The organism is Mucilaginibacter aquatilis (genome assembly GCF_009755275.1).
Lineage (GTDB): Bacteria > Bacteroidota > Bacteroidia > Sphingobacteriales > Sphingobacteriaceae > Mucilaginibacter > Mucilaginibacter aquatilis.
Map to the genome: position 1 here is coordinate 292,358 of NZ_WQLA01000002.1, position 20,152 is coordinate 312,509.

Annotated in this window: 13 protein-coding genes; 12 read left to right on the forward strand and 1 reads right to left on the reverse strand. The window is 42.7% G+C overall.

Annotation, left to right across the window (positions count from 1 at the left end; all coding sequences use genetic code 11):
• The first annotated feature begins 11 nt into the window (after nt 1-11).
• The 8 genes from GO816_RS05780 to GO816_RS05815 all read left to right on the forward strand — a co-directional run bounded on the left by GO816_RS05780 (nt 12) and on the right by GO816_RS05815 (nt 14,373).
• Nucleotides 12-2,459 carry a zinc-dependent metalloprotease gene (locus tag GO816_RS05780; protein ID WP_157540405.1) on the forward strand — a complete coding sequence of 816 codons (2,448 nt, stop codon included), beginning with the start codon at nt 12-14 and terminating at the stop codon, nt 2,457-2,459.
• Between the two features lie 10 nt (nt 2,460-2,469).
• The gene (locus tag GO816_RS05785) at nt 2,470-2,994 is read left to right on the forward strand and encodes a DUF3347 domain-containing protein (protein ID WP_157540406.1); all 525 of its coding nucleotides are present in this window, start codon (nt 2,470-2,472) and stop codon (nt 2,992-2,994) included.
• A gap of 288 nt (nt 2,995-3,282) precedes the next feature.
• Nucleotides 3,283-3,513, forward strand: a complete 231-nt coding sequence (locus GO816_RS05790; protein WP_157540407.1) for a hypothetical protein — start codon at nt 3,283-3,285, stop codon at nt 3,511-3,513.
• A gap of 92 nt (nt 3,514-3,605) precedes the next feature.
• Nucleotides 3,606-4,460 carry a DUF3347 domain-containing protein gene (locus tag GO816_RS05795; protein WP_157540408.1) on the forward strand — a complete coding sequence of 285 codons (855 nt, stop codon included), beginning with the start codon at nt 3,606-3,608 and terminating at the stop codon, nt 4,458-4,460.
• A gap of 63 nt (nt 4,461-4,523) precedes the next feature.
• Nucleotides 4,524-6,788 (forward strand): multicopper oxidase family protein, encoded by a 2,265-nt coding sequence (locus GO816_RS05800; protein WP_157540409.1) that lies wholly within the window; start codon nt 4,524-4,526, stop codon nt 6,786-6,788.
• A gap of 586 nt (nt 6,789-7,374) precedes the next feature.
• Nucleotides 7,375-12,165 carry an MBG domain-containing protein gene (locus GO816_RS05805; protein WP_198171432.1) on the forward strand — a complete coding sequence of 1,597 codons (4,791 nt, stop codon included), beginning with the start codon at nt 7,375-7,377 and terminating at the stop codon, nt 12,163-12,165.
• Between the two features lie 12 nt (nt 12,166-12,177).
• The gene (locus tag GO816_RS05810; protein ID WP_157540411.1) at nt 12,178-13,104 is read left to right on the forward strand and encodes a PorP/SprF family type IX secretion system membrane protein; all 927 of its coding nucleotides are present in this window, start codon (nt 12,178-12,180) and stop codon (nt 13,102-13,104) included.
• Between the two features lie 171 nt (nt 13,105-13,275).
• Nucleotides 13,276-14,373 carry a TlpA disulfide reductase family protein gene (locus GO816_RS05815; RefSeq protein ID WP_157540412.1) on the forward strand — a complete coding sequence of 366 codons (1,098 nt, stop codon included), beginning with the start codon at nt 13,276-13,278 and terminating at the stop codon, nt 14,371-14,373.
• Nucleotides 14,374-14,409: 36 nt separating this feature from the next.
• Here the strand turns inward: GO816_RS05815 and GO816_RS05820 are convergent, their stop codons facing one another.
• On the reverse strand, nt 14,410-15,477 hold the full coding sequence (locus tag GO816_RS05820) for a glycoside hydrolase family protein (RefSeq protein WP_157540413.1): 1,068 nt from the start codon (nt 15,475-15,477) through the stop codon (nt 14,410-14,412).
• A gap of 475 nt (nt 15,478-15,952) precedes the next feature.
• Here GO816_RS05820 and GO816_RS05825 point away from each other — a divergent pair, with 475 nt between their 5' ends.
• The 4 genes from GO816_RS05825 to hflX all read left to right on the forward strand — a co-directional run bounded on the left by GO816_RS05825 (nt 15,953) and on the right by hflX (nt 20,138).
• Nucleotides 15,953-17,362, forward strand: a complete 1,410-nt coding sequence (locus tag GO816_RS05825; RefSeq protein ID WP_157540414.1) for an anthranilate synthase component I family protein — start codon at nt 15,953-15,955, stop codon at nt 17,360-17,362.
• A gap of 13 nt (nt 17,363-17,375) precedes the next feature.
• On the forward strand, nt 17,376-17,957 hold the full coding sequence (locus GO816_RS05830; RefSeq protein ID WP_157540415.1) for an anthranilate synthase component II: 582 nt from the start codon (nt 17,376-17,378) through the stop codon (nt 17,955-17,957).
• An 85-nt stretch (nt 17,958-18,042) separates the two neighbouring features.
• Complete coding sequence (gene trpC / locus GO816_RS05835; protein WP_157540416.1) at nt 18,043-18,825, forward strand: indole-3-glycerol phosphate synthase TrpC; 783 nt, start codon at nt 18,043-18,045, stop codon at nt 18,823-18,825.
• A 128-nt stretch (nt 18,826-18,953) separates the two neighbouring features.
• Nucleotides 18,954-20,138 (forward strand): GTPase HflX, encoded by a 1,185-nt coding sequence (hflX, locus tag GO816_RS05840; protein ID WP_157540417.1) that lies wholly within the window; start codon nt 18,954-18,956, stop codon nt 20,136-20,138.
• The last annotated feature ends 14 nt before the right edge of the window (nt 20,139-20,152 follow it).

A 20,152-nucleotide genomic window follows, 5' to 3' on the forward strand; every position in this document is an offset into this window, starting at 1 on the left:
TATAATATTATATGAAGTATGTGATGATGTATGGCCTTTTGTTGTGTGGTATTGCTGCCTTTGCACAAAAGGCTGTACCCACCCCGGCAAAAACCGATACAGTGAAAAAGCCAGTTGCTGTGCAGCCTTACAGTAAAATAGTGCCGGCAAGTGCCCGTAAGCAGCATGGCGTGTTTACCGTGGTTTATAATGATAATAAGTATTACTTTGAGATACCCGACTCGTTGTTTAATCGCTACTTTTTGGTTGTAACCCGTTATGCAGGCACCCCATCGGGTAATGTGAGCATGGGCGGTGAGGCAACTAACGAGCAAACGGTTTACTTTGAAAAAGCACCAGGTAATAAAGTGTTTATGCGGGGTGTTGTTTACCGTAATGATAGTGCCGATAGTACACAGGCTATTTACAAATCGTTAAAGGTATCTAACGTAAACCCAATAGCAGCTGCGTTTGATATTAAAGCAGTTAACACTGCTGATAAACGCACGGTGATTGACGTAACCGATTTGTTTAAAAAAGACAACCCGGTAATGAGCATCAGTACAAAAGATAAAGGCATATCTAAAGCAGGCAGTATTGCTGATGATCGTTCGTTCATTGAAAAAATTGCGGCTTATCCGCTTAATATCGAGGCGCGTACGACTAAGACTTACACGTCAACGTCATCGTCGCTTTACGCGGCGCAGGTAGCGGGTGCCATCACCTACAGCTTCAACGTATCAATGGTGTTGTTGCCTAAAGTGCCTATGAAAAAACGCTTTTTTGATGAGCGTGTAGGTTACTTTGCCAACCGCTTTACTCTGTTTAATGAGAACAGCCAGCGTACCCAAACGCAGGATTACATCCAGCGTTACCGTTTGGAACCTAAGCCCGAAGATGTAGATAAATACAACAAAGGGATTTTGGTAGAGCCTCAAAAGCCTATTGTATATTACATTGATCCGGCTACGCCCAAAAAATGGCGTCCGTACCTTATTGCTGGTGTAAATGATTGGCAAAAGGCCTTTGAAAAGGCAGGCTTCAAAAATGCCATAATGGCTAAAGAATGGCCTGAAGGTGATAGCACCATGAGTTTAGAGGATGCCCGTTTTTCGGTAATCAGGTATATGGCATCTGAAACGCCTAATGCATACGGTCCGCGTATAAGTGACCCGCGCAGCGGCGAAATTATGGAGAGCCACGTAGTTTGGTATCACAATGTAATGAAGCTGGTGCACAACTGGTATATGATACAGGCAGGAGCTATTGATCCGCGTGCCCGTAAAATGGAGTTTGATGACGAATTAATGGGTGAGCTTATCCGGTTTGTGTCATCGCATGAAATTGGTCACACCATAGGCCTGAGGCACAATATGGGCGCTAGCAGTCAAACGCCGGTTGAAAAACTGCGCGACAAGAAATGGGTGGAAGCCAATGGCCATACCGTGTCAATTATGGATTATGCGCGCTTTAACTACGTTGCCCAGCCTGAAGACCATATTAGCAAAGCAGGTATATATCCGCGCATAGGTGCTTATGATAAGTGGGCCATTCAGTGGGGCTATAAAGTATTCCCGGGCAATCAAAGCGAGGAGCAGGAACATAAGTTGCTAAACAAGCTGGCGGTTGACAGTTTAGGACGTAACCCGCGCCTGTGGTTTGGCGGCGAAGGAAAAAATGAAGATCCACGCAGCCAGGCCGAAGACTTGAGTGATAACGTAATGCGAGCTAATGAGTACGGCATCAGAAACCTGAAAAGAGTAGTAGCCATGCTGCCACATTGGACGCGCGAGGAAGGCGATCAGTATGATAATTTAAAAGAGCTGCATAAAGCTGCAGTAGGCCAGTTTTCACGATACCTTGATCATGTTGCTAAAAACATAGTTGGCAGGTACATTACCTCTAAAAGTGTGGAGCAAAGCGGGCCGGTTTACACGGCAATACCTAAGCAACGTACTAAAGAAGCTATAAGATTTATAGGCCGTAATGTATTTGAGGCACCGTTGTGGTTATACCCTGATAACATTACCGATAAACTGGGTACCAAAGTAGCCGATGATGTTCTTGACCAGCAAAGCAGGTTTATTAACACGCTTATAGCGCCAACATACTTGTACAATTTGCACAATATGGAGCTTACCACGCGTAAGAACTATCCGGTTGCAGAGTACCTGAATGATATTAAGCGTGAGATATGGAAGCCGTTTGGTAGAAATGAACTGGCCAACAGCATGAGGCGCAGTTTACAGCGCTCTTATGTAGAGAAGCTGCAATTTATCATTAACCCTAAACAGGTTAAAGAAGGCTGGATAAAATCAAACGCCCAGCGCGATGATACCCGCCTTATTGTACTTGAGCATACTAAACGTTTGCGTGCCGAAGTACGCACTATGGCTGCACAAAGCCCTAAGTATGCAACCCATTACAATGATATTGTGCACGAAATAAACAAGATACTTCACGAACAAAGTAAACTTTAAATAACAGGCTATGAAAATATTAAAAGTGTTAACTATTGTAATAATGATATTGGCCGGCAAGACTGCCTTTGCACAACAAGACAGTACAATGGCCCAACGTGACTCCGCAATTTCTCGCCGTAATGATACGGCTCTGCCAGCCTACCTGGCGGTTAAAGACGGGTTGATTAAGTCAGACTCGGTAGGCGTTGCGGCCGCTGCGCAAAAATTTGCCGATGAGTTGATCAAAGTAAGGCTACGCTCCCACGTGCTGGAAAATTTAATGGCTTTGAAAAAGCTGCGTACCGATATTATTGACGAAGCCAAAGCCATAGCTGCTACAAAAGACATTAACGAGCAGCGCAAGCACTTTGCCAACGTATCAAAAGGTTTTTGGGAACTGGCCGGTAAATACCGTTTTATTAAAGAGACCAAAGTGTACTATCAACAATGCCCCATGACGGGCGTAACGTGGGTGAGTAACAGCAAAGAAATTAAAAATCCATATTATCCAAAAAACATGCTTACCTGCGGCGAGGTAAAAGCACAACTGTAAAACATTTTAGCCGCTACCAATCTTCATTCGTTCTTTATTTTTGAGTTAGTTATATAGTTATCAAGGCATCTTGTTGAAGAGGGTGCCTTGTTTATTAAAAAAGACATTGAGCATACTTTCAAAAGGCAACAATCGTTAACTTTGTAATGTTGGAAAGCAGGAGTATATATACGTTTATGCTAATTATAGCTAGCCTGGCATTTTTTTTAATGCCTGCGCAAACTCATGCCTGTTCTTCTCACAGCGCCCACAGCAAAAGCCAGTCATGCAAAATGAAGGCAGGTAAGCATGGTGCTCAAAACAATTGCTGCAAAAGCAAAAAGCAGCATAGCAAGAAATGCGATGGCAAGTGTAAAAGTTGCGTTTGCAGTAATGCTGTTGCTTTCCATCCAAGCTTGTTGGCCGGTGCATCTCAAAGTACAGTTAATCCATTTGCAAGCCTTACAAAGCAAGTATTTGGTTATACATCCTTCTATTTCTCTTTGGGCTACATTTCTGTGTGGTTACCGCCCAAAATAAGCTGAATTATGGCTTAACAGCCATAGGTGTGTCTTAACAGTAAGGAGCAAAGCAGCTTCTTTATATTCTTATTCAGCTTTAAAATTCCCAAAATGAAATTAGTATCAAAACTGGTAGTGCTTGCTGTATTGCTGGCTACCCAAACTATAAACGCGCAAATTAAAAATTCAAAAACCGTAAGCTTTAAAGTATATGGCAATTGTGAAATGTGTCAATCGGCTATTGAAAAAGCCGGGACTCAGAAAAACGTTGCCAACGTAAACTGGAGTAAAGATACCCAAATGGCTACGCTTAACTATGATAGCCAAAAAACCGGTGCTGATGATATACTTAAACGCATTGCCCTTGCAGGTTACGACAGCGAAACGTTCTTAGCACCTGATGATGTTTACGCAAAGCTACCCGAATGCTGCCGGTACAGTCGCGATTTAAAGCCTGCTGCCAGCGGAAATAAAACTACTGCTGACGTACATGCAAATCATAATGCAGGTAGTAATACAGCTCAGCAAAAGGGGCAGTTACAAGGGCTGTTTGATAACTATTTTGCTTTAAAAGATGCTTTGGTGAGTACGGATGCTGTTTCGGCCGCTCAAAAAGCCACAGCAATGAGTGCTTCAATAAAGGCTGTGGATATGAGCAAACTTAGTGCTAAAGAACACGAGGTGTGGATGAAAACAATGAAAAATATTGCCGCCGGTGCCGAAGCTATATCTGCTTCCAAAAATATAGCTAAGCAACGTTCGGCATTTATCAACCTCTCTGACAATATTTATGAGCTGGTCAAGGCAACCGAAAACAACCAGGCACTATACTACCAGCATTGTCCTATGTTTAACAGTGGTAAAGGCGCTAACTGGTTAAGTAAAGAAGAGGAAATAAAAAATCCGTACTACGGCTCGCAGATGCTTAACTGTGGTTCGGTAAAGGAAACTATTGGCAGTAAGTAAGCCTTGCGTTCAGCAATAAGGTACAGGGATGTAAAAGGCATCCAACAGCAAAGCACTCAAAAAATGATCAGATATAAATTAGTAACTAAAGTGGTGTTACAAGCAGTTATTCTGCTGTTGGTAACACCATATATTTATGCTCAAAAGGTTGTGCGTTATGACTTAACGGTAACCGACACCATGGTTAACTATGCAGGTAAGGTCAAACGGGCCATTGCAGTTAACGGGCAAATACCCATGCCTACCCTTACGTTTACAGAGGGAGATACTGCCGAAATAGTGGTACATAACAAGCTGAAGGAAAACACATCACTGCATTGGCATGGAATCTTTCTTCCAAACAAAGAGGATGGCGTGCCTTTTCTTACCCAGCATCCTATTAAGCCGGGTGCGGTTTATACATACCGCTTCCCAATCATACAAAATGGCACACACTGGTATCATTCACATTCGGGCTTGCAGGAGCAGACTGGTATGTACGGCAGCCTTATTTTAAAGAAACGTGCTGATGATAAAACCTTTCGTAAAGGAATAGATGATTTACCGGCCGTGCCTTTAATTTTAAGCGAATGGACAAATCTCAACCCCAATAATGTTGACCGTATGCTGCACAATGCTAATGATTGGGCTGCTATCAAAAAAGGTGCAACACAATCATACGCAGAGGCTATACGGGAAGGTAAGCTTGGTGTTAAAGTAAAAAACGAATGGAAACGCATGACGGCCATGGACGTGAGTGATGTTTATTATGATAAAATACTCATCAACGGCAACCATGCTACCGATTTGAAAAGTATTGAAGGAAAAACCCTTAAGGCTGGCGATAAGGTGCGGCTGCGTATCTCAAACGGCGGGGCTTCATCATACTTCTGGTTGCGTTATGCAGGTGGAAAAATGACGGTTGTGGCCAGTGATGGTAATGATGTAGCGCCCATTGAGGTTGACCGTTTGATTATTGCCGTATCTGAAACTTATGATGTTGTAGTAACCATACCGCAGGAAGGACTGGCATATGAGTTTTTGGCCACTACGGAAGATCGTACCCAATCGTCCAGTTACTACATTGGCAATGGTATCAGGCAGCTTATTTCACCGCTTCCGCGCCTTAAATATTTTGAGGGCATGAAGATGATGAACGACATGATGAAGATGAACGGCGACCTTGATGATATGGGCATGAACATGAGCCTTAATAAAATGGACATGAACGTTGTAATGTACCCGGAAATAACCGGAGAGGCAGGCAAAAAACAAGCCCATAAAGGTTTGGATATGGATAAAGATCCAAACCGTTACAATGCCAATGCACTTGCAAGTATTGTTACGCTTAATTATGCCTTGCTCAAATCACCGGTCAAAACCACGTTACCGCCTCATGCCTCTATCAGAAATTTAAAGTTTACCTTAACGGGAAACATGAACCGTTACGTATGGAGCATGGACAACAGGGTACTATCTGAAAGTGATAAAATTCCGGTAAAAAAAGGTGAGGTACTGCGTATAACGTTGTATAATAACTCGATGATGCGTCACCCTATGCATTTGCACGGGTTTGATTTCAGGCTGTTGAACGGTAAAGGCGATAAGGCTCCGCTTAAGAACGTTGTGGACATTATGCCAATGGAAACCGACACCATTGAGTTTGCAGCCAATACCGAGGGCGACTGGTTTTTTCATTGCCATATTTTATATCACATGATGGCCGGAATGGACCGTGTTTTTGCAGTAGGTGACTATAAAAACCCATATCTTACCAATAAAGCCGAAGCATATAAAATGCTGCAAAAGGAAAGTAACATGGCTCATTTTATGGCACAAAATGATTTTGCTACCAACGGTAACGATGGTGAGGCCATGTTTCAGAACACGCGTTGGTCGGTAGGTACGGAATGGCGCCTGGGCTATAATGACATGCATGGTTATGAGGTGGAAACACATGTAGGACGCTATATTGGCAAAATGCAATGGCTTATGCCATTTATAGGGTTTGATTGGAGGTACCGACGTATGGGTATGGACGAGCATGAAAGTAACATATTTGGGCAAACCAACAAAAAGGATAACCGTAGTGCTTTCAGCGTTGGTGTGATGTATACCTTGCCAATGCTTATCAATTTCCAATCTGAAATTTACCATGATGGCATAGTACGCCTATCACTGATGCGTGAAGATATTCCGGTTTCAAAAAGATTGCGTGCCGGCTTTATGCTTAACACCGATCGTGAATACATGGCCGATTTACGTTATGTAGTAAATAAAAACGTGGGCGTACGTACGCACTATGATAGTGATATGGGCTGGGGAATTGGCTTGTCGCTTAATTACTAATATTTATAAACTAATGCTTTTATAGTATTTGCATTATTCTGTTAAGCGCCATATATATGCTTTTAAGTGCTGTATATGGCGTTTTTTTGTTTCCATAACTGCCTGTAAAATAAAATCATATCACTTTGTGTAAAAAAAATAAACTTAGACTTATATTTGCACTTCAAAGTTAAATGGTGAAAGTTGCTGTATTACAAGGTTAAACACTAGTTTTTCTTTCATTTTAACATATTGAACTATATATACCGGCTTTAGTTTAACCTCCTTTAGCCACCGTCTATCCCTACCTGAAATGAATAAAGTTGTGCGGTAGTAATGCTGCATAAACTTAGGCAGCCCTCTGTTTAAGAGATGTCTTACAGCTGTTTACGTGCTGATGTACGTAGCTTGGAGTTGTATGAAACAAACTGAAATATTATTTCGTAAAATTTAATATTCCTAATTGGTTTTTATATTGCTTTTGCAGCTTGTGTGGCTATTAAACGTGGGCAAGATTAGTTTGGGTTTGATGTAGTTTTTATACATGGGAAAAACGTTTACAAAAAGGTTACTAAATTTTTCGCGGCTATTTATTGGGATTTTATTGTTGCTGCATGCAAGCATATCTTTTGCTCATATACCTGCAAAAACAGCTGCATTTACGCGGAGCAGCGGTCTGGCAATTGATCAAACGATTACATTTAATGACATTGCTCCAAAGGTTTATACCGATGGCGACTTTTCTCCCGGCGCCACTGCAAGTTCACAACTTCCGGTTACCTATATAAGCAGTAATCCTACTGTTGCAAGGGTAATAAACAACGGTACCACAATACGTATTGTTGGTGCGGGCGAAACAGTTATCACTGCCGAGCAACCCGGCAATGCTGAATATAACAGGGCTATACGCGTAAGCAAAGCTCTTATTGTTAACAAAGCCGATTTAACTGTCACTGCGGTGAATCAAACACGCTTATATGGTGCAGCTAACGCTGCACTAAGATTTACATATGCTGGTTTACGTACCGGCGAAATTGCATTATCACCGCAGCCAACTATTTCCACAACCGCAAGGATAGAATCGGCGGTTGGTGTTTACCCAATAACGATAAGGGCAGCAACCAATAAAAATTACAATATCACCGTTGTTAACGGAACCATTACAATAAATCCGGCTACACTTACCATACGGGCCGACAACAAAACAAAGGCATATGGTGCTAACATTCCAACGCTAACAGTTACTTACGCAGGGTTTAAAAATAACGATAACGTAACCAAGCTTACTACACGCCCGGTTATTACCACAACAGCCGTGCGTGCCAGCGAACCTGGCGTATATCCAATAACTGTTATTGGGGCGTCAAGTGGTAACTATAACATTAATTACGTTGATGGTACGCTAACGGTAGGGCGGGCAACCTTAACAGTAACCGTTACAGCAAAAACGAAAACCTATGGCGCTAACCTGCCTGCACTTACCTATACTATTACAGGTTTTGCACAGGGGCAAACAGCCGCCATACTTACCAGCCCGGTTGCTATAAATACAACTGCACAAAAGGAATCACCCGTGGGGGTTTACCCTATCACAGCCTCGGGGGCAGCTGCCGAGAATTATGACTTCAAGTATGTACAAAGTAATTTAAGGGTAAACAAGGCTAATTTGGCTATACGAGCCGAAAATAAGACAAGAACTTATGGCAGCCAAAACCCTGAATTAACGGTAGCCTATTCGGGCTTTGTATTGGGCGAAACGGCCAGTGTGCTTACCTCCCAACCCATTGTAACCACCACCGCCGATTCGGCTTCAAAAGCCGGGAACTACCCGATACGAGTTACGGGAGCAGCGGCCGAAAGCTACAATATAACCTATACCAATGCCGTGCTTACGGTAAGCAAGGCTCCGCTACGCATAGTAGCAGTTGCAGAAACACGTGCTTACGGGAGTGAGAATCCTCCGTTCTCGGTTACCTACACCGGTTTTGTGAACGGCGAAAACGAAACCGTATTAACACAGCTTCCAACTATTAAAACTACGGCAACAGCAAAATCGCCTGTTGGACGTTATTCAATAACGCCTTCGGGTGCAACGGCTGTAAACTATGCCATAACGCATTCCAGCGCTCCACTTACTATCACAAAGGCAACACTTACTATAACTGCAAATGATGTGGCCCGCTTATACGGCGCCACAACCCCTGCTTTTACAATTACTTACACAGGTTTTGTAAATAGCGAAACCCAGGGAGTGCTGGCCAGGAGGCCGTCGCTTACCTCGCCCGGAACGGCAACGTCACCGGCGGGAACTTACACCATTACCCCTGCCGGGGCCATTGCATCTAATTATGATCTTGTTTACCAAACAGGTACGCTTATTATCGAAAAGCGTGTTTTAACGGTAACTGCTGCCAATAAGGCAAAAACATACGGTCAGCCTAACCCAACGTTAACAGCAACCTATACGGGGTTGGTTAATAATGAGAGGGCATCAGTGATCCTAACCGGCCGGCCTGAGTTTACTACAACGGCAACAACAGCATCAGTACCCGGAACCTATCCTATTGAAATTGATGGTGATTTAAGTGCCGATAACTACGAAATTAAGTTTGTAAACGGTACGCTCACCGTAGATAATGCGCTTCTTACGGTAACGGTTAACAGTATAACCAAAACTTATGGGCAAGCTATTCCCAGGCTCCGGTACACTATTACTGGTTACGTAAATGGCGATAATGAATCGGTTTTTGAAGCGCTGCCTTCTGTACCGGTAACTACAGCCACTGCTGAGTCTAAGGTGGGTAATTACAATATAACAACCGGCGGGGCGTCTGTACGTGAGGGCTATTATGATATTAAATACGTTGCAGGCAGGCTAACTATAGTCAAAGCTCCGCTTAATGTAAGGGCCACCAATCAAACCAGTGTATATGGGCAGCCACTGCCTGCATTTAATTATACGATATCGGGCCTTGTAAATAACGATAATCAGGAAGCAGCCATTACAAAGCAACCTGTTATTACAACTGCAGCAACATCATCATCCCCGGTTGGAACCTATACCCTGCAAGGTGCCGGAGCAACTGCTGATAATTATACTTTTAACTACATAGCCGGCCGCTTAACCATTACACCGGCCAGTTTAACTATCAAAGTAAATGATACAACACGCCGCTATGCACAGCCTAACCCGCAATTTACAGCGAGTTATGTAGGACTTTCAACGTTTGATACGCCCGCCAGTTTAACCAGTTTGCCCGTTTTTAATACTACTGCAAATGTAAATTCAGCCCCGGGTACTTATGCTGTTACTGCTGGCGGTGCGTCGTCGCCTAATTATAATATCAGCTACGAAAACGGAACGCTTACTGTAGCCAAGCCCCAGTTAATTGTGAAGGCAGTTAACCAATTAAGAAACTATGGGGAAGCCAGCCCGGCTTTCACATTAAGCTACAGCGGCTTTGTGGGTAACGATAATGAAACTGTATTTACCGAATTGCCTAAAGCGGTTACAGCGGCAACTCAATCAAGTAATGCAGGCACTTACAGCATCGTTCCATCCGGAGGCGTTAATCAAACTTATGATGTAGTTTATGAGAATGGTACACTCACGGTTAACAAAGTTAATTTAACTGTCACCGCAAAGGATACTTCGAGGCTTTACGGCGTTGCTAACCCTGTTTTTAGAATTAAGTATGCAGGCTTTGTAAATGGTGATAGTGAAGCTTCGCTAACGGTAAGGCCTGTTGTAACTTCCACGGCTGTCCCAACCTCTCCGTTAGGCACTTACCCTTTGGTGCCTGCTGGTGGTGCTTCGGTTAATTACAACCTTAATTACGTAAATGGAAACCTCAGTATTTTACCGGGCACCTCTACTATCTCATTTGCTGCTATTCCTCAAAAAACCTACGGCGACGCTGCTTTTGATGCCGGGGCGGTAAGCAACGTTAACGAGCAAGTTGTATATACATCCAATAATTTAGATGTTGCTGCCATTGTAAACAACCGCATACAAATTAAAGGTGTGGGCACCGCAGTCATAACAGCCGCTTTGCTTCCGGGTAGTAACTATGCACAAACACTACCAGTTTCGCAAACACTTACGGTAACCAAGGCAATGCTTGCAATAAAGGCTAATAATCAAAGCCGCGTGTATGGCAGCGCAAATCCGGCGTTCAGCTTAGCCTATAGCGGTTTTGTAAATAACGAAAATCAATCTGTTTTAAAATCACCGGTTACCGCGTCAACAAGTGCCACTACCTCCAGCAATGCGGGTGCGTATCCCATAACGTTAATAGGTGCTGCGGCCGATAATTATGATATTGCTTACACAGCCGGAACGCTGACCGTAAGTAAAGCAACGCTTACCGTAACGGCAAAAAATGCTACAAGGGCTTACGGCCTTAATAACCCGACTTTCGAGGTGGTGTATACAGGCTTTGTAAATGGTGACACGCAAGCTGCTTTAACAGTACAGCCAACGGCATCTTCGTCAGCAACGGTAAACTCGCCAATTGGTACTTATGCCATAGTACCTAACGGTGGTGCAGCAACCAATTACGATTTTAGCTATATCAACGGCACCCTCACCATAAGCGGTGGTGCAGCTACAATTGTTTTCAATGCATTGCCCGTACAAACCTTCGGAAACCCTGATTTTGATCCGGCTGCGTCAAATAACGTAGGCGAGAGTATTGTTTACTCATCAGGCAATCCGTCGGTAGCAACTATTGTTAACGGGCGCATACGCATTACAGGTGCCGGAACCACAATTATAACGGCTGCCTTTGGCCCAGCAAGCGGTTATACAAAAACGCAGCCTCAAACGCAGCTTTTAGTAGTAAACAAGGCACAGCAAGCCATCAGTTTTAAGGCAATACCTATACTGTCTCGTGGCGAAAATTATTCCCTGCAAGACGTAACTGCTACATCGGGCTTGCCGGTTAATTTCACCTCCGCAGATGCATCGCTTGTAGCCATACAAGGGCAGTTACTTAACGCAAGGCAAATTGGAAGCACGTTTATAACCGCCACGCAGGCCGGCAATAATAACTACCTGCCGGCAACTGCTATTGTGCGCAATGTTGAGGTTAAAAATACAGCCGGTAAAATTGAAATTGAAGTGCATCAGGCGGTGTCGCCTAACGGTGATGGCATTAACGATGTGTTTTTTATTGAAGGCATTAATAAATATCCGGGCAATAAGGTTACCGTTTACAACCGTAACGGGGTTAAAATATTTGAGGTTGATGGCTATGACAACGTAAGCAAAGTTTTCAACGGACGGTCTAACATCAACGGGCAACTACAGCAGGCCGGTACCTACTTTTATGTAATACAATTTATGGCCGGAGACGCAGGCAGGCGTGCAAGCGGAGCCTTTGTTTTAAAATATTAAGCAGCGCTTAAAATGACCACTTTTTTCAGATACATTACAGTTATCAATATCCTGATTCTTAGCAGCGTGCATATGCAGGTTAATGCACAGCAGTTTTTTAGCTATACCCAGTACATGAATAACCTTACGCCACTTAATTCGGCTTATTCATTACTCGATAAAAATGCCTCATTAAGTGCTTTGCTCCGCAAGCAATGGAATGGTATTAAAGACGGATCGCCAACAACCTTCATATTCAATGGTAATATGCCTATTGAATCAATGAATGCGGCGGCTGGTATAACGGTGCTTAATGATCAGTTTTTTGTTGAACACCTCACCGAAATAAACGGCTTTTTTGCCAAAGGTATTCAGCTAAGCGATAAGCAGTTTTTAGGTGTTTCTATCAATGCCGGTATCAGGCGGTATGTAGCAAATTATTCATCTTTAGATCCAAACGACCCGGTTTTTCGCAACGATGTGCGCGATAATAAGCCCAATGTTGGTTTTGGTATTATGCTGTATTCGCCTGATCAATATTACTTTGGCGTTTCTGTTCCTGAATTGAGCATACGTGATTTGGGCAATGCCTCGGTACAAACAGCCGATTTTTTTAGAAACCACTATAACTTTGCTGCAGCTTATCTTTTTGGTAAAGAGGAAGACGATGTAAGAGCCAAACCGGCATTTTTAGCTACCCATACTAAAGGTGTGCCGTTTATAGCCGATATGTCAATGTCAGTTTATGTGAGGAACACGGTGGGCGTTGGCTTTAACTATCGCACCAATAATGAGATGGCCGGCATATTATCAGTAAACTCCGATTTGCTGAAATTGGGCTATAGCTATCAGTTTGGAACCGCATCAAACAACGTTGGCGGGCGGCTGGGCAATGCATCTCACGAAATTACCCTTACCTACCGCTTTGGCAGCGATTTACTGAAGCGAAGCGTACTTTAAAATAGCACTACAGTGTAACCAGCTCACACATACTTATCAAAGAAGTTTGATTTTAGGAAGAAACATTGCTTTTGACTCAAGCAGTTTCGAACACATCAAACAAATTCTTAAAAAAGAATGCGCTTTATGTGCGCCTGCGGCTTATATTTGGTTAACACCAAACTTTAACACATGAAATATATAATTGGCCTTATTGCTTTAGTATCGCTAATTGCCGCAACAACCAGTAAGCCGGTAAATGGCTATAAAATAACAGGCAATGTAACCGGCTTGCCTAACAATACCTGGCTGTACCTGCGTTTGGCGAAGCCTGATAAAACAATTGATTCATGTTTGGTAAACAACGGAAAGTTTACCATGAACGGTAAGATTGCAGAAAGGGCTACACAGGTTTATTTGTACACAGCTGGTTATACCAATTATGTGAGTTTTTGGCTCGAAAACACCAATATTGATATTAACTTAAAGGCTGGTGAGTTTAAAAAGGCAGTAATTAAAGGATCATCTACCCAGGATGAAAATCATATGCTGGCTCAAACGCAAGAGCCGGTTAGCCGGAAAATTGATAGTCTTTCCAAAGCTTTAAGAGCAATAAAAGAAAAGGAGGCCCGGGCAAATATCATCACCCAAATAGAAACGCTTGAAGAACAGCAGAAACAGTCAGAGCGTAATTATGTGCGCAATAATCCAAACTCAGTTGTTGCAGCCAACATACTTAATGTTTACTCTTCAACTTGGGGTAAAGACACTACTGTTTCTTTGTACAACAATTTCAGCGCTGCTAATAAAGCTTCACACTACGGGCGAGATATAAGTGAGTATATTAAACTTAATAAAGATGTAAAAATTGGTGGCCGTTTTGTTGATGTTGAACAGGCAAATACCTCAGGCAAACTGGTTAAAGTTTCTGATGTGAAAGGTAAATACATCCTGCTCGATTTTTGGGCATCATGGTGTGGTCCATGCCGGGAAGAGAACCCTAACCTGGTAAAAACATATGCGGCTTTTAAAGATAAGGGCTTTGCTGTAGTAGGCATAGCATTAGATGATAATAAGGCGCAATGGCTAAAAGCAGTAAAAGATGATAAGCTAACCTGGGAAAATCTTTGTGATTTACGAGGCGATAAAAACAGGGCGGCGTTAACGTATGGCATTAATGCTGTGCCCACAAACTATTTAATAAACGACAAAGGTATTATTGTTGCCAAAAATTTGCGCGGTAAGGCACTTGATGACAAATTAAAAGAGCTACTAGGAGCAGGTATATAATTTAGCAGTCTAAAAATAGCCCAGCCGCGTGAACGATTAAGTTATCTTGAATAAAAATGATGACGACGTCATGTATTTGCCGCCTTGTGATGCGGTAAAGAGATAGGTTGGTTTGCCGTTTTGAAATAATAGCTGCGGGCGCTCAAACCTTCCGTACTTCTTTAAGTAAGATGGTGGTGGAGGTTGAATGATATTGTAGTGCGATGCGCCATAGTAAGCTACCTTGGGTTGCTGCCACTTTTTTCCGTTTTTTGATTCCATGAGCAAACCGTTTTCATGATTAAAGATGCCCATATCACGGGCAAGCATTTTAAACTTTCCTTTATCTAACCAAACAAATGCATCTTCTAACTGAGCGTTGCCTGGGAGTTTAGAAAAATCTACAACAGGGTTGCCATCATATTTAATATAAGGTCCTGCCAGTGTTTCTGCAATGGCCAAACCGTATTTGCGGTTGCCCCTTACTGTTAAATCTTTAGCATTATCATATTCGGCCGTATTCCATGATTTATAAAACAACCAATATTGCCCGTTCGGGTGTTTTATAAAGGCCGGGTTGGTAGTGCAGTGGTCGTCCCAGGCACCGGTAGGGCCGGCTTCCAATAAAGGAGCATCAGGACGAGTCCAGGGCCCCTCGGGGGATGGTGCGGTGGCAAGCCCAATACGCTTGGTGTTGGTTTTGCCGTTAGCATTGCCCATGTAAAACATGCAGTACTTGCCGTCAATAAATTTTATGGAAGGGTTGTGACAGGTTGTAGCATCCCAAAAGCGGGCGCCACGGGGAGCTAGTATCACATCAGTAAATCTAAACTCAGCCTCCGGGTGGTCGGCAACCGCATGGCAAATTTCCGATCCGTTTATCCAGCCGCCCATTTTTTTCTTGTCTGCCCAACGTGAAAAATAAAGGTGTATGCGGCCGTCCGGTCCTTCTATAGGGCTGTTGCACCAAACATAGTAACCTTCCATTTCAAGCCTGCGGCCAACGGGTTTAAGTCGCCGTGCAAAATCCGATTCATCACCTCCGGCACCTAAGCAAAAGCCGGGTGCAAATACTAATGCAGAAGATGCTATTCCAATTTGTTCAATAAACTGGCGTCTTTTCATAATAGTAAATTGGTTGCGGCAATTTAAAAAACAATGTTGTTGTTAGTGTAAGGTTTGCGTTTTATTGGCGTTGCTGTAAAAATAATGGTGCTAAATTTTTGATTATAGAGAATGATTTGCTTTGGAAAAGTCTCATTATAACGCCACGATGGTTGCATTTTTCTTAATTACAAACATGAAAATGTAAGAGAAGTAAAATAATAGTACGGATATATAATTTGGTGTAATGATATTTATAGCAAATTATTGTACGGTGTATTAAATTTATTTTTATAAATAATTTGCAGCCTGATATTTCTTTCTATATTTGCTAACGTAATGAATGCGAAATTAAATAATCTTACCTGGTGGCACCTTAGCAATAAGGCGGCGTGGTTTGTTTATTAATGAGCTAAAGATATTAAGCAATTATAAACCTGATTTGAGACCCGGCGCTAACCACGACCGGGTTTTTTCATTTATATAATTTTAGGTAATGCAAAAATTTAAACTTACTACAACTTATAAAAAGCTACTGGCCGACACTACCACACCCGTGAGTGTTTACCTGCGTCTGCGCGATATATTTCCAAACTCGCTGTTGCTCGAGAGTTCTGATTATCACAGCCGCGATAATAGTTTAAGCTTTATATGCTGCGAACCAATTTCCGGTATGGTGCTAAGAAATGGCACGCTCAGTAAGCAATATCCTGATGGCAGCCAGGAAACCTTTGCACCGGGTGAATTTAATTTGGTTGAACAGATTGATGCTTTTTTGAAGCGCTTTGAGACTGATGAGTTACCGTTGAAAGTAATATCAAACGGTTTGTTTGGCTATTTTACCCATGAGGCCGTTGAACATTACGAAACTATACAGTTAAAAAAAGTTGATAATGATGCCCGTCGCATTACTGAAATGCAGTATCATATTTATAAATATATTATTGCAATAGATCATTTTAAAAACGAGCTGTATATTTTCCAAAATCTATATGGCAATGAGGGTGATGAAAAGGGTATTGAGAAAATGCAGTACCTCCTAAAAAACAAAGATTTTCCAGAGTATTACTTCCAAAGCAAGGGACAAGAGCAATCAAACCTCACCAACGAAGGCTTTATAGCTATTGTTGAAAAAATGAAGCAGCACATTTACCGGGGCGATGTTTTTCAAATTGTACCGTCGAGAGCGTTTTCGCAGGAATTTCAGGGAGATGAATTCAATGTGTACCGCGCTTTGCGTTCTATAAATCCATCGCCTTATCTGTTCTACTTTGATTATGGCGATTTCCGGATATTCGGCTCATCGCCCGAAGCGCAAATTACTATTAAAAACCGTTTGGCAAGTATATACCCCATAGCAGGTACATTTAAGCGCAGCGGTAACGACGAAAAAGATGCCGAAGCCGCACGTGCATTGCAAAACGACCCGAAAGAATCGGCAGAGCATGTAATGCTGGTTGATTTGGCCCGTAACGATTTAAGCCGCCATTGCGAGCAGGTAGAAGTTAAAGCTTTTAAACAGGTTCAATATTATTCACATTTAATTCACCTGGTGTCACATGTGAGCGGCAAGCTAAGGCCCGATGTTTCGTCATTCAAAATTGTGGCCGATACCTTTCCGGCCGGTACATTGAGCGGTGCGCCGAAATTCAGGGCCATGGAGATTATTGATGAAAATGAGAATATAAAACGCAGCTTTTACAGCGGTGCTATTGGTTACCTGGGCTTTAACGGTGATTTTAACCATGCCATTATGATTCGCTCGCTGCTTAGCAAAAATAACATGCTGCACTATCAGGCCGGTGCCGGCATTGTGGCCGATTCGGTACCCGAAAGTGAATTAAATGAAGTAAATAACAAAGTTGCAGCCCTGCGCCGCGCCATTGAACTGGCCGGCGAAATTTAACAGACCATTACCCATGAACAAAATATTAATAATAGATAATTACGATTCATTTACCTACAACCTTGTACACCTGGTTAATGAGCTGGGGCTGGAGTGTGAGGTATGGCGTAATGACCAGTTTAAGCTGGAGGATGTGGATCAATTTGATAAAATCATCCTATCGCCTGGTCCGGGCATCCCGTCTGAAGCTGGTTTGCTGCTGGATGTAATACGCACATATGCACCAACCAAAAGTATTTTTGGTGTATGTTTGGGTCAGCAGGCCATTGCCGAGGTTTTTGGTGGCAGCCTTTATAACTTAAGTCGCCCTATGCACGGAATTTCAACCCCGGTTAAAGTGACTGATAATAACGAGCAATTGTTTAAAGGGTTACCTGAATACATTAGCGTTGGCAGGTATCACTCGTGGGTAGTATCAAAGCAAGATCTTCCTGAAGTGCTGACTATAACTGCCGTTGATGAAAAAGATGATTCGATAATGGCTTTGCGTCATAAAACATTGGATGTACGCGGCGTGCAGTTTCACCCCGAATCTGTATTAACAGAATATGGTAAGGAGATGATGGGAAACTGGTTAAACCAACCATCAGTATAAACTTCTAACCCTTTAAAAGGTAGAAACAGGACCAAAAGAATTAACAAGTTAACTTAAAAAATTCCACTTGAGTGGGTTAAGGCATATGACCATCTTAGATCAGATAGTAGCCAAAAAGCATAAAGAAGTAACAGCATCAAAAATCGTTACACCATATAGTCACCTCGAAGAACGAGAGATGTTCTTGCGCGAGCCTTTATCGTTCCGTGAGTTTTTGCTTGATCCGGCGCGTACGGGTATCATTGCAGAGTTTAAGCGTAAATCGCCGTCAAAAGGCATTATAAATGATCAGGTGGCTGTGAAGGATGTAACTACGGCTTACGCAGCTGCAGGTGCATCGGCGTTATCGGTGTTAACCGATCGGCACTTTTTTATGGGTGCTAAGAAGGACTTGCTCGAGGCTCGTAAATTTAATGATATACCTTTATTGCGTAAGGATTTCATGATAGATGAATACCAGATTGTGGAAGCTAAAACACTGGGTGCCGATATTATATTACTCATAGCCGCCATACTTACGCCTGAGCAAGTGAAGCAATTTGCTGCATTAGCCAAAAGTATTGGCCTAAGTGTGCTGCTTGAAGTGCATAATTTAGAGGAACTTGAACGCAGCCTGTGCGATAACCTTGATGCCATAGGTGTTAACAACCGCAACCTGGCTGATTTTACGGTGTCGGTAGAAACTTCGTTTCAACTGGCCGAGCATATACCTGATGGTGTAATGAAAATCTCAGAAAGCGCCATCAGCAATACTCAGGTAATAAGGCAATTGAAAAGCGCAGGGTTCAACGGCTTTTTAATAGGAGAAAACTTCATGCGTCAGCCTAATCCGGGCGCGGCTATGGCTGAGTTTGTGAAGGAGCTTTAATTTACTTAAACAATTGCTGCATCAATGTGATTACATACTAAAACTGCCATAATAGCATTAAATACCTGCTGTTAACTTTAAATTAACTTATTTTACAACCTGGCATTTCAATTGATATATAATATTTAATGAAGCAAAAATTTTATGATACTGCTGTGAAGCAGGAAACTGCTGTACTGGTCGGCGTGGTTACACCTGGCCAAACCGACGTACAGACCAAAGAATACTTAGAAGAACTTGAATTTTTGGTGGATACCGCCGGCGGTAAAACTGTAAATACCTTTACCCAGCGTATGCAAAGACCCGATCGTGCAACTTTTGTTGGTTCGGGCAAGCTGGAGGAAATAAAAGCATATGTAACTGAAGAAGAAATAGATTTAGTGGTTTTCGACGATGAGCTGTCGCCGTCGCAGCTGCGTAACATTGAGGCTGAACTAAAAGTAAAGATACTTGACCGAAGCAACCTCATCCTTGATATTTTTGCCGGCCGTGCGCAAACCGCACAGGCTAAAACGCAGGTTGAGCTGGCCCAGTTACAGTATTTATTACCCCGCCTTACCCGTTTATGGACCCACTTGGAGCGCCAAAAAGGTGGTATTGGTATGCGTGGCCCGGGAGAGTCACAAATTGAGACTGACCGTCGTTTGATCTTGAATAAAATCTCGTTATTAAAAGAGCGCTTACGTCAAATAGACAAACAAAACGAAACGCAGCGGAAAAACCGTCATCAACTGGTGCGCACTGCTTTGGTAGGTTATACCAACGTTGGTAAATCAACCATTATGAACATGATTTCCAAATCGGAGGTGTTTGCGGAGAATAAATTGTTTGCCACGCTTGATACTACCGTGCGTAAGGTTGTGGTTGAAAATTTGCCGTTCCTTTTGTCAGATACGGTTGGATTCATTCGTAAGTTGCCTCACCATTTGGTAGAGTGTTTTAAATCAACGCTTGATGAGGTACGTGAAGCCGATATTTTGATCCATGTGGTTGATGTGTCGCATCCGAGCTTTGAAGATCAGATAAATACGGTTAATGAAACGTTGAAAGATCTTGGCGCATTGGATAAACCGGTTATTACTGTTTTCAATAAAATAGATGCCTACCAGCCAACGCCAATTCACGCAGAAGATCCGGCAGAGCCGCTTACCCTTGAAGACTTTAAGCACAGTTGGATGGCCAGTCATAACAGTCCGGCTATATTTATATCGGCCCTCAAGAAAGAAAACGTTGAGGAGTTTAGAAAGCTGCTGTATGATAAGGTAATTGCCATTCATACCGAGCGATATCCATACGATCAGTTATTATACTAATTGTTTTAAATTCA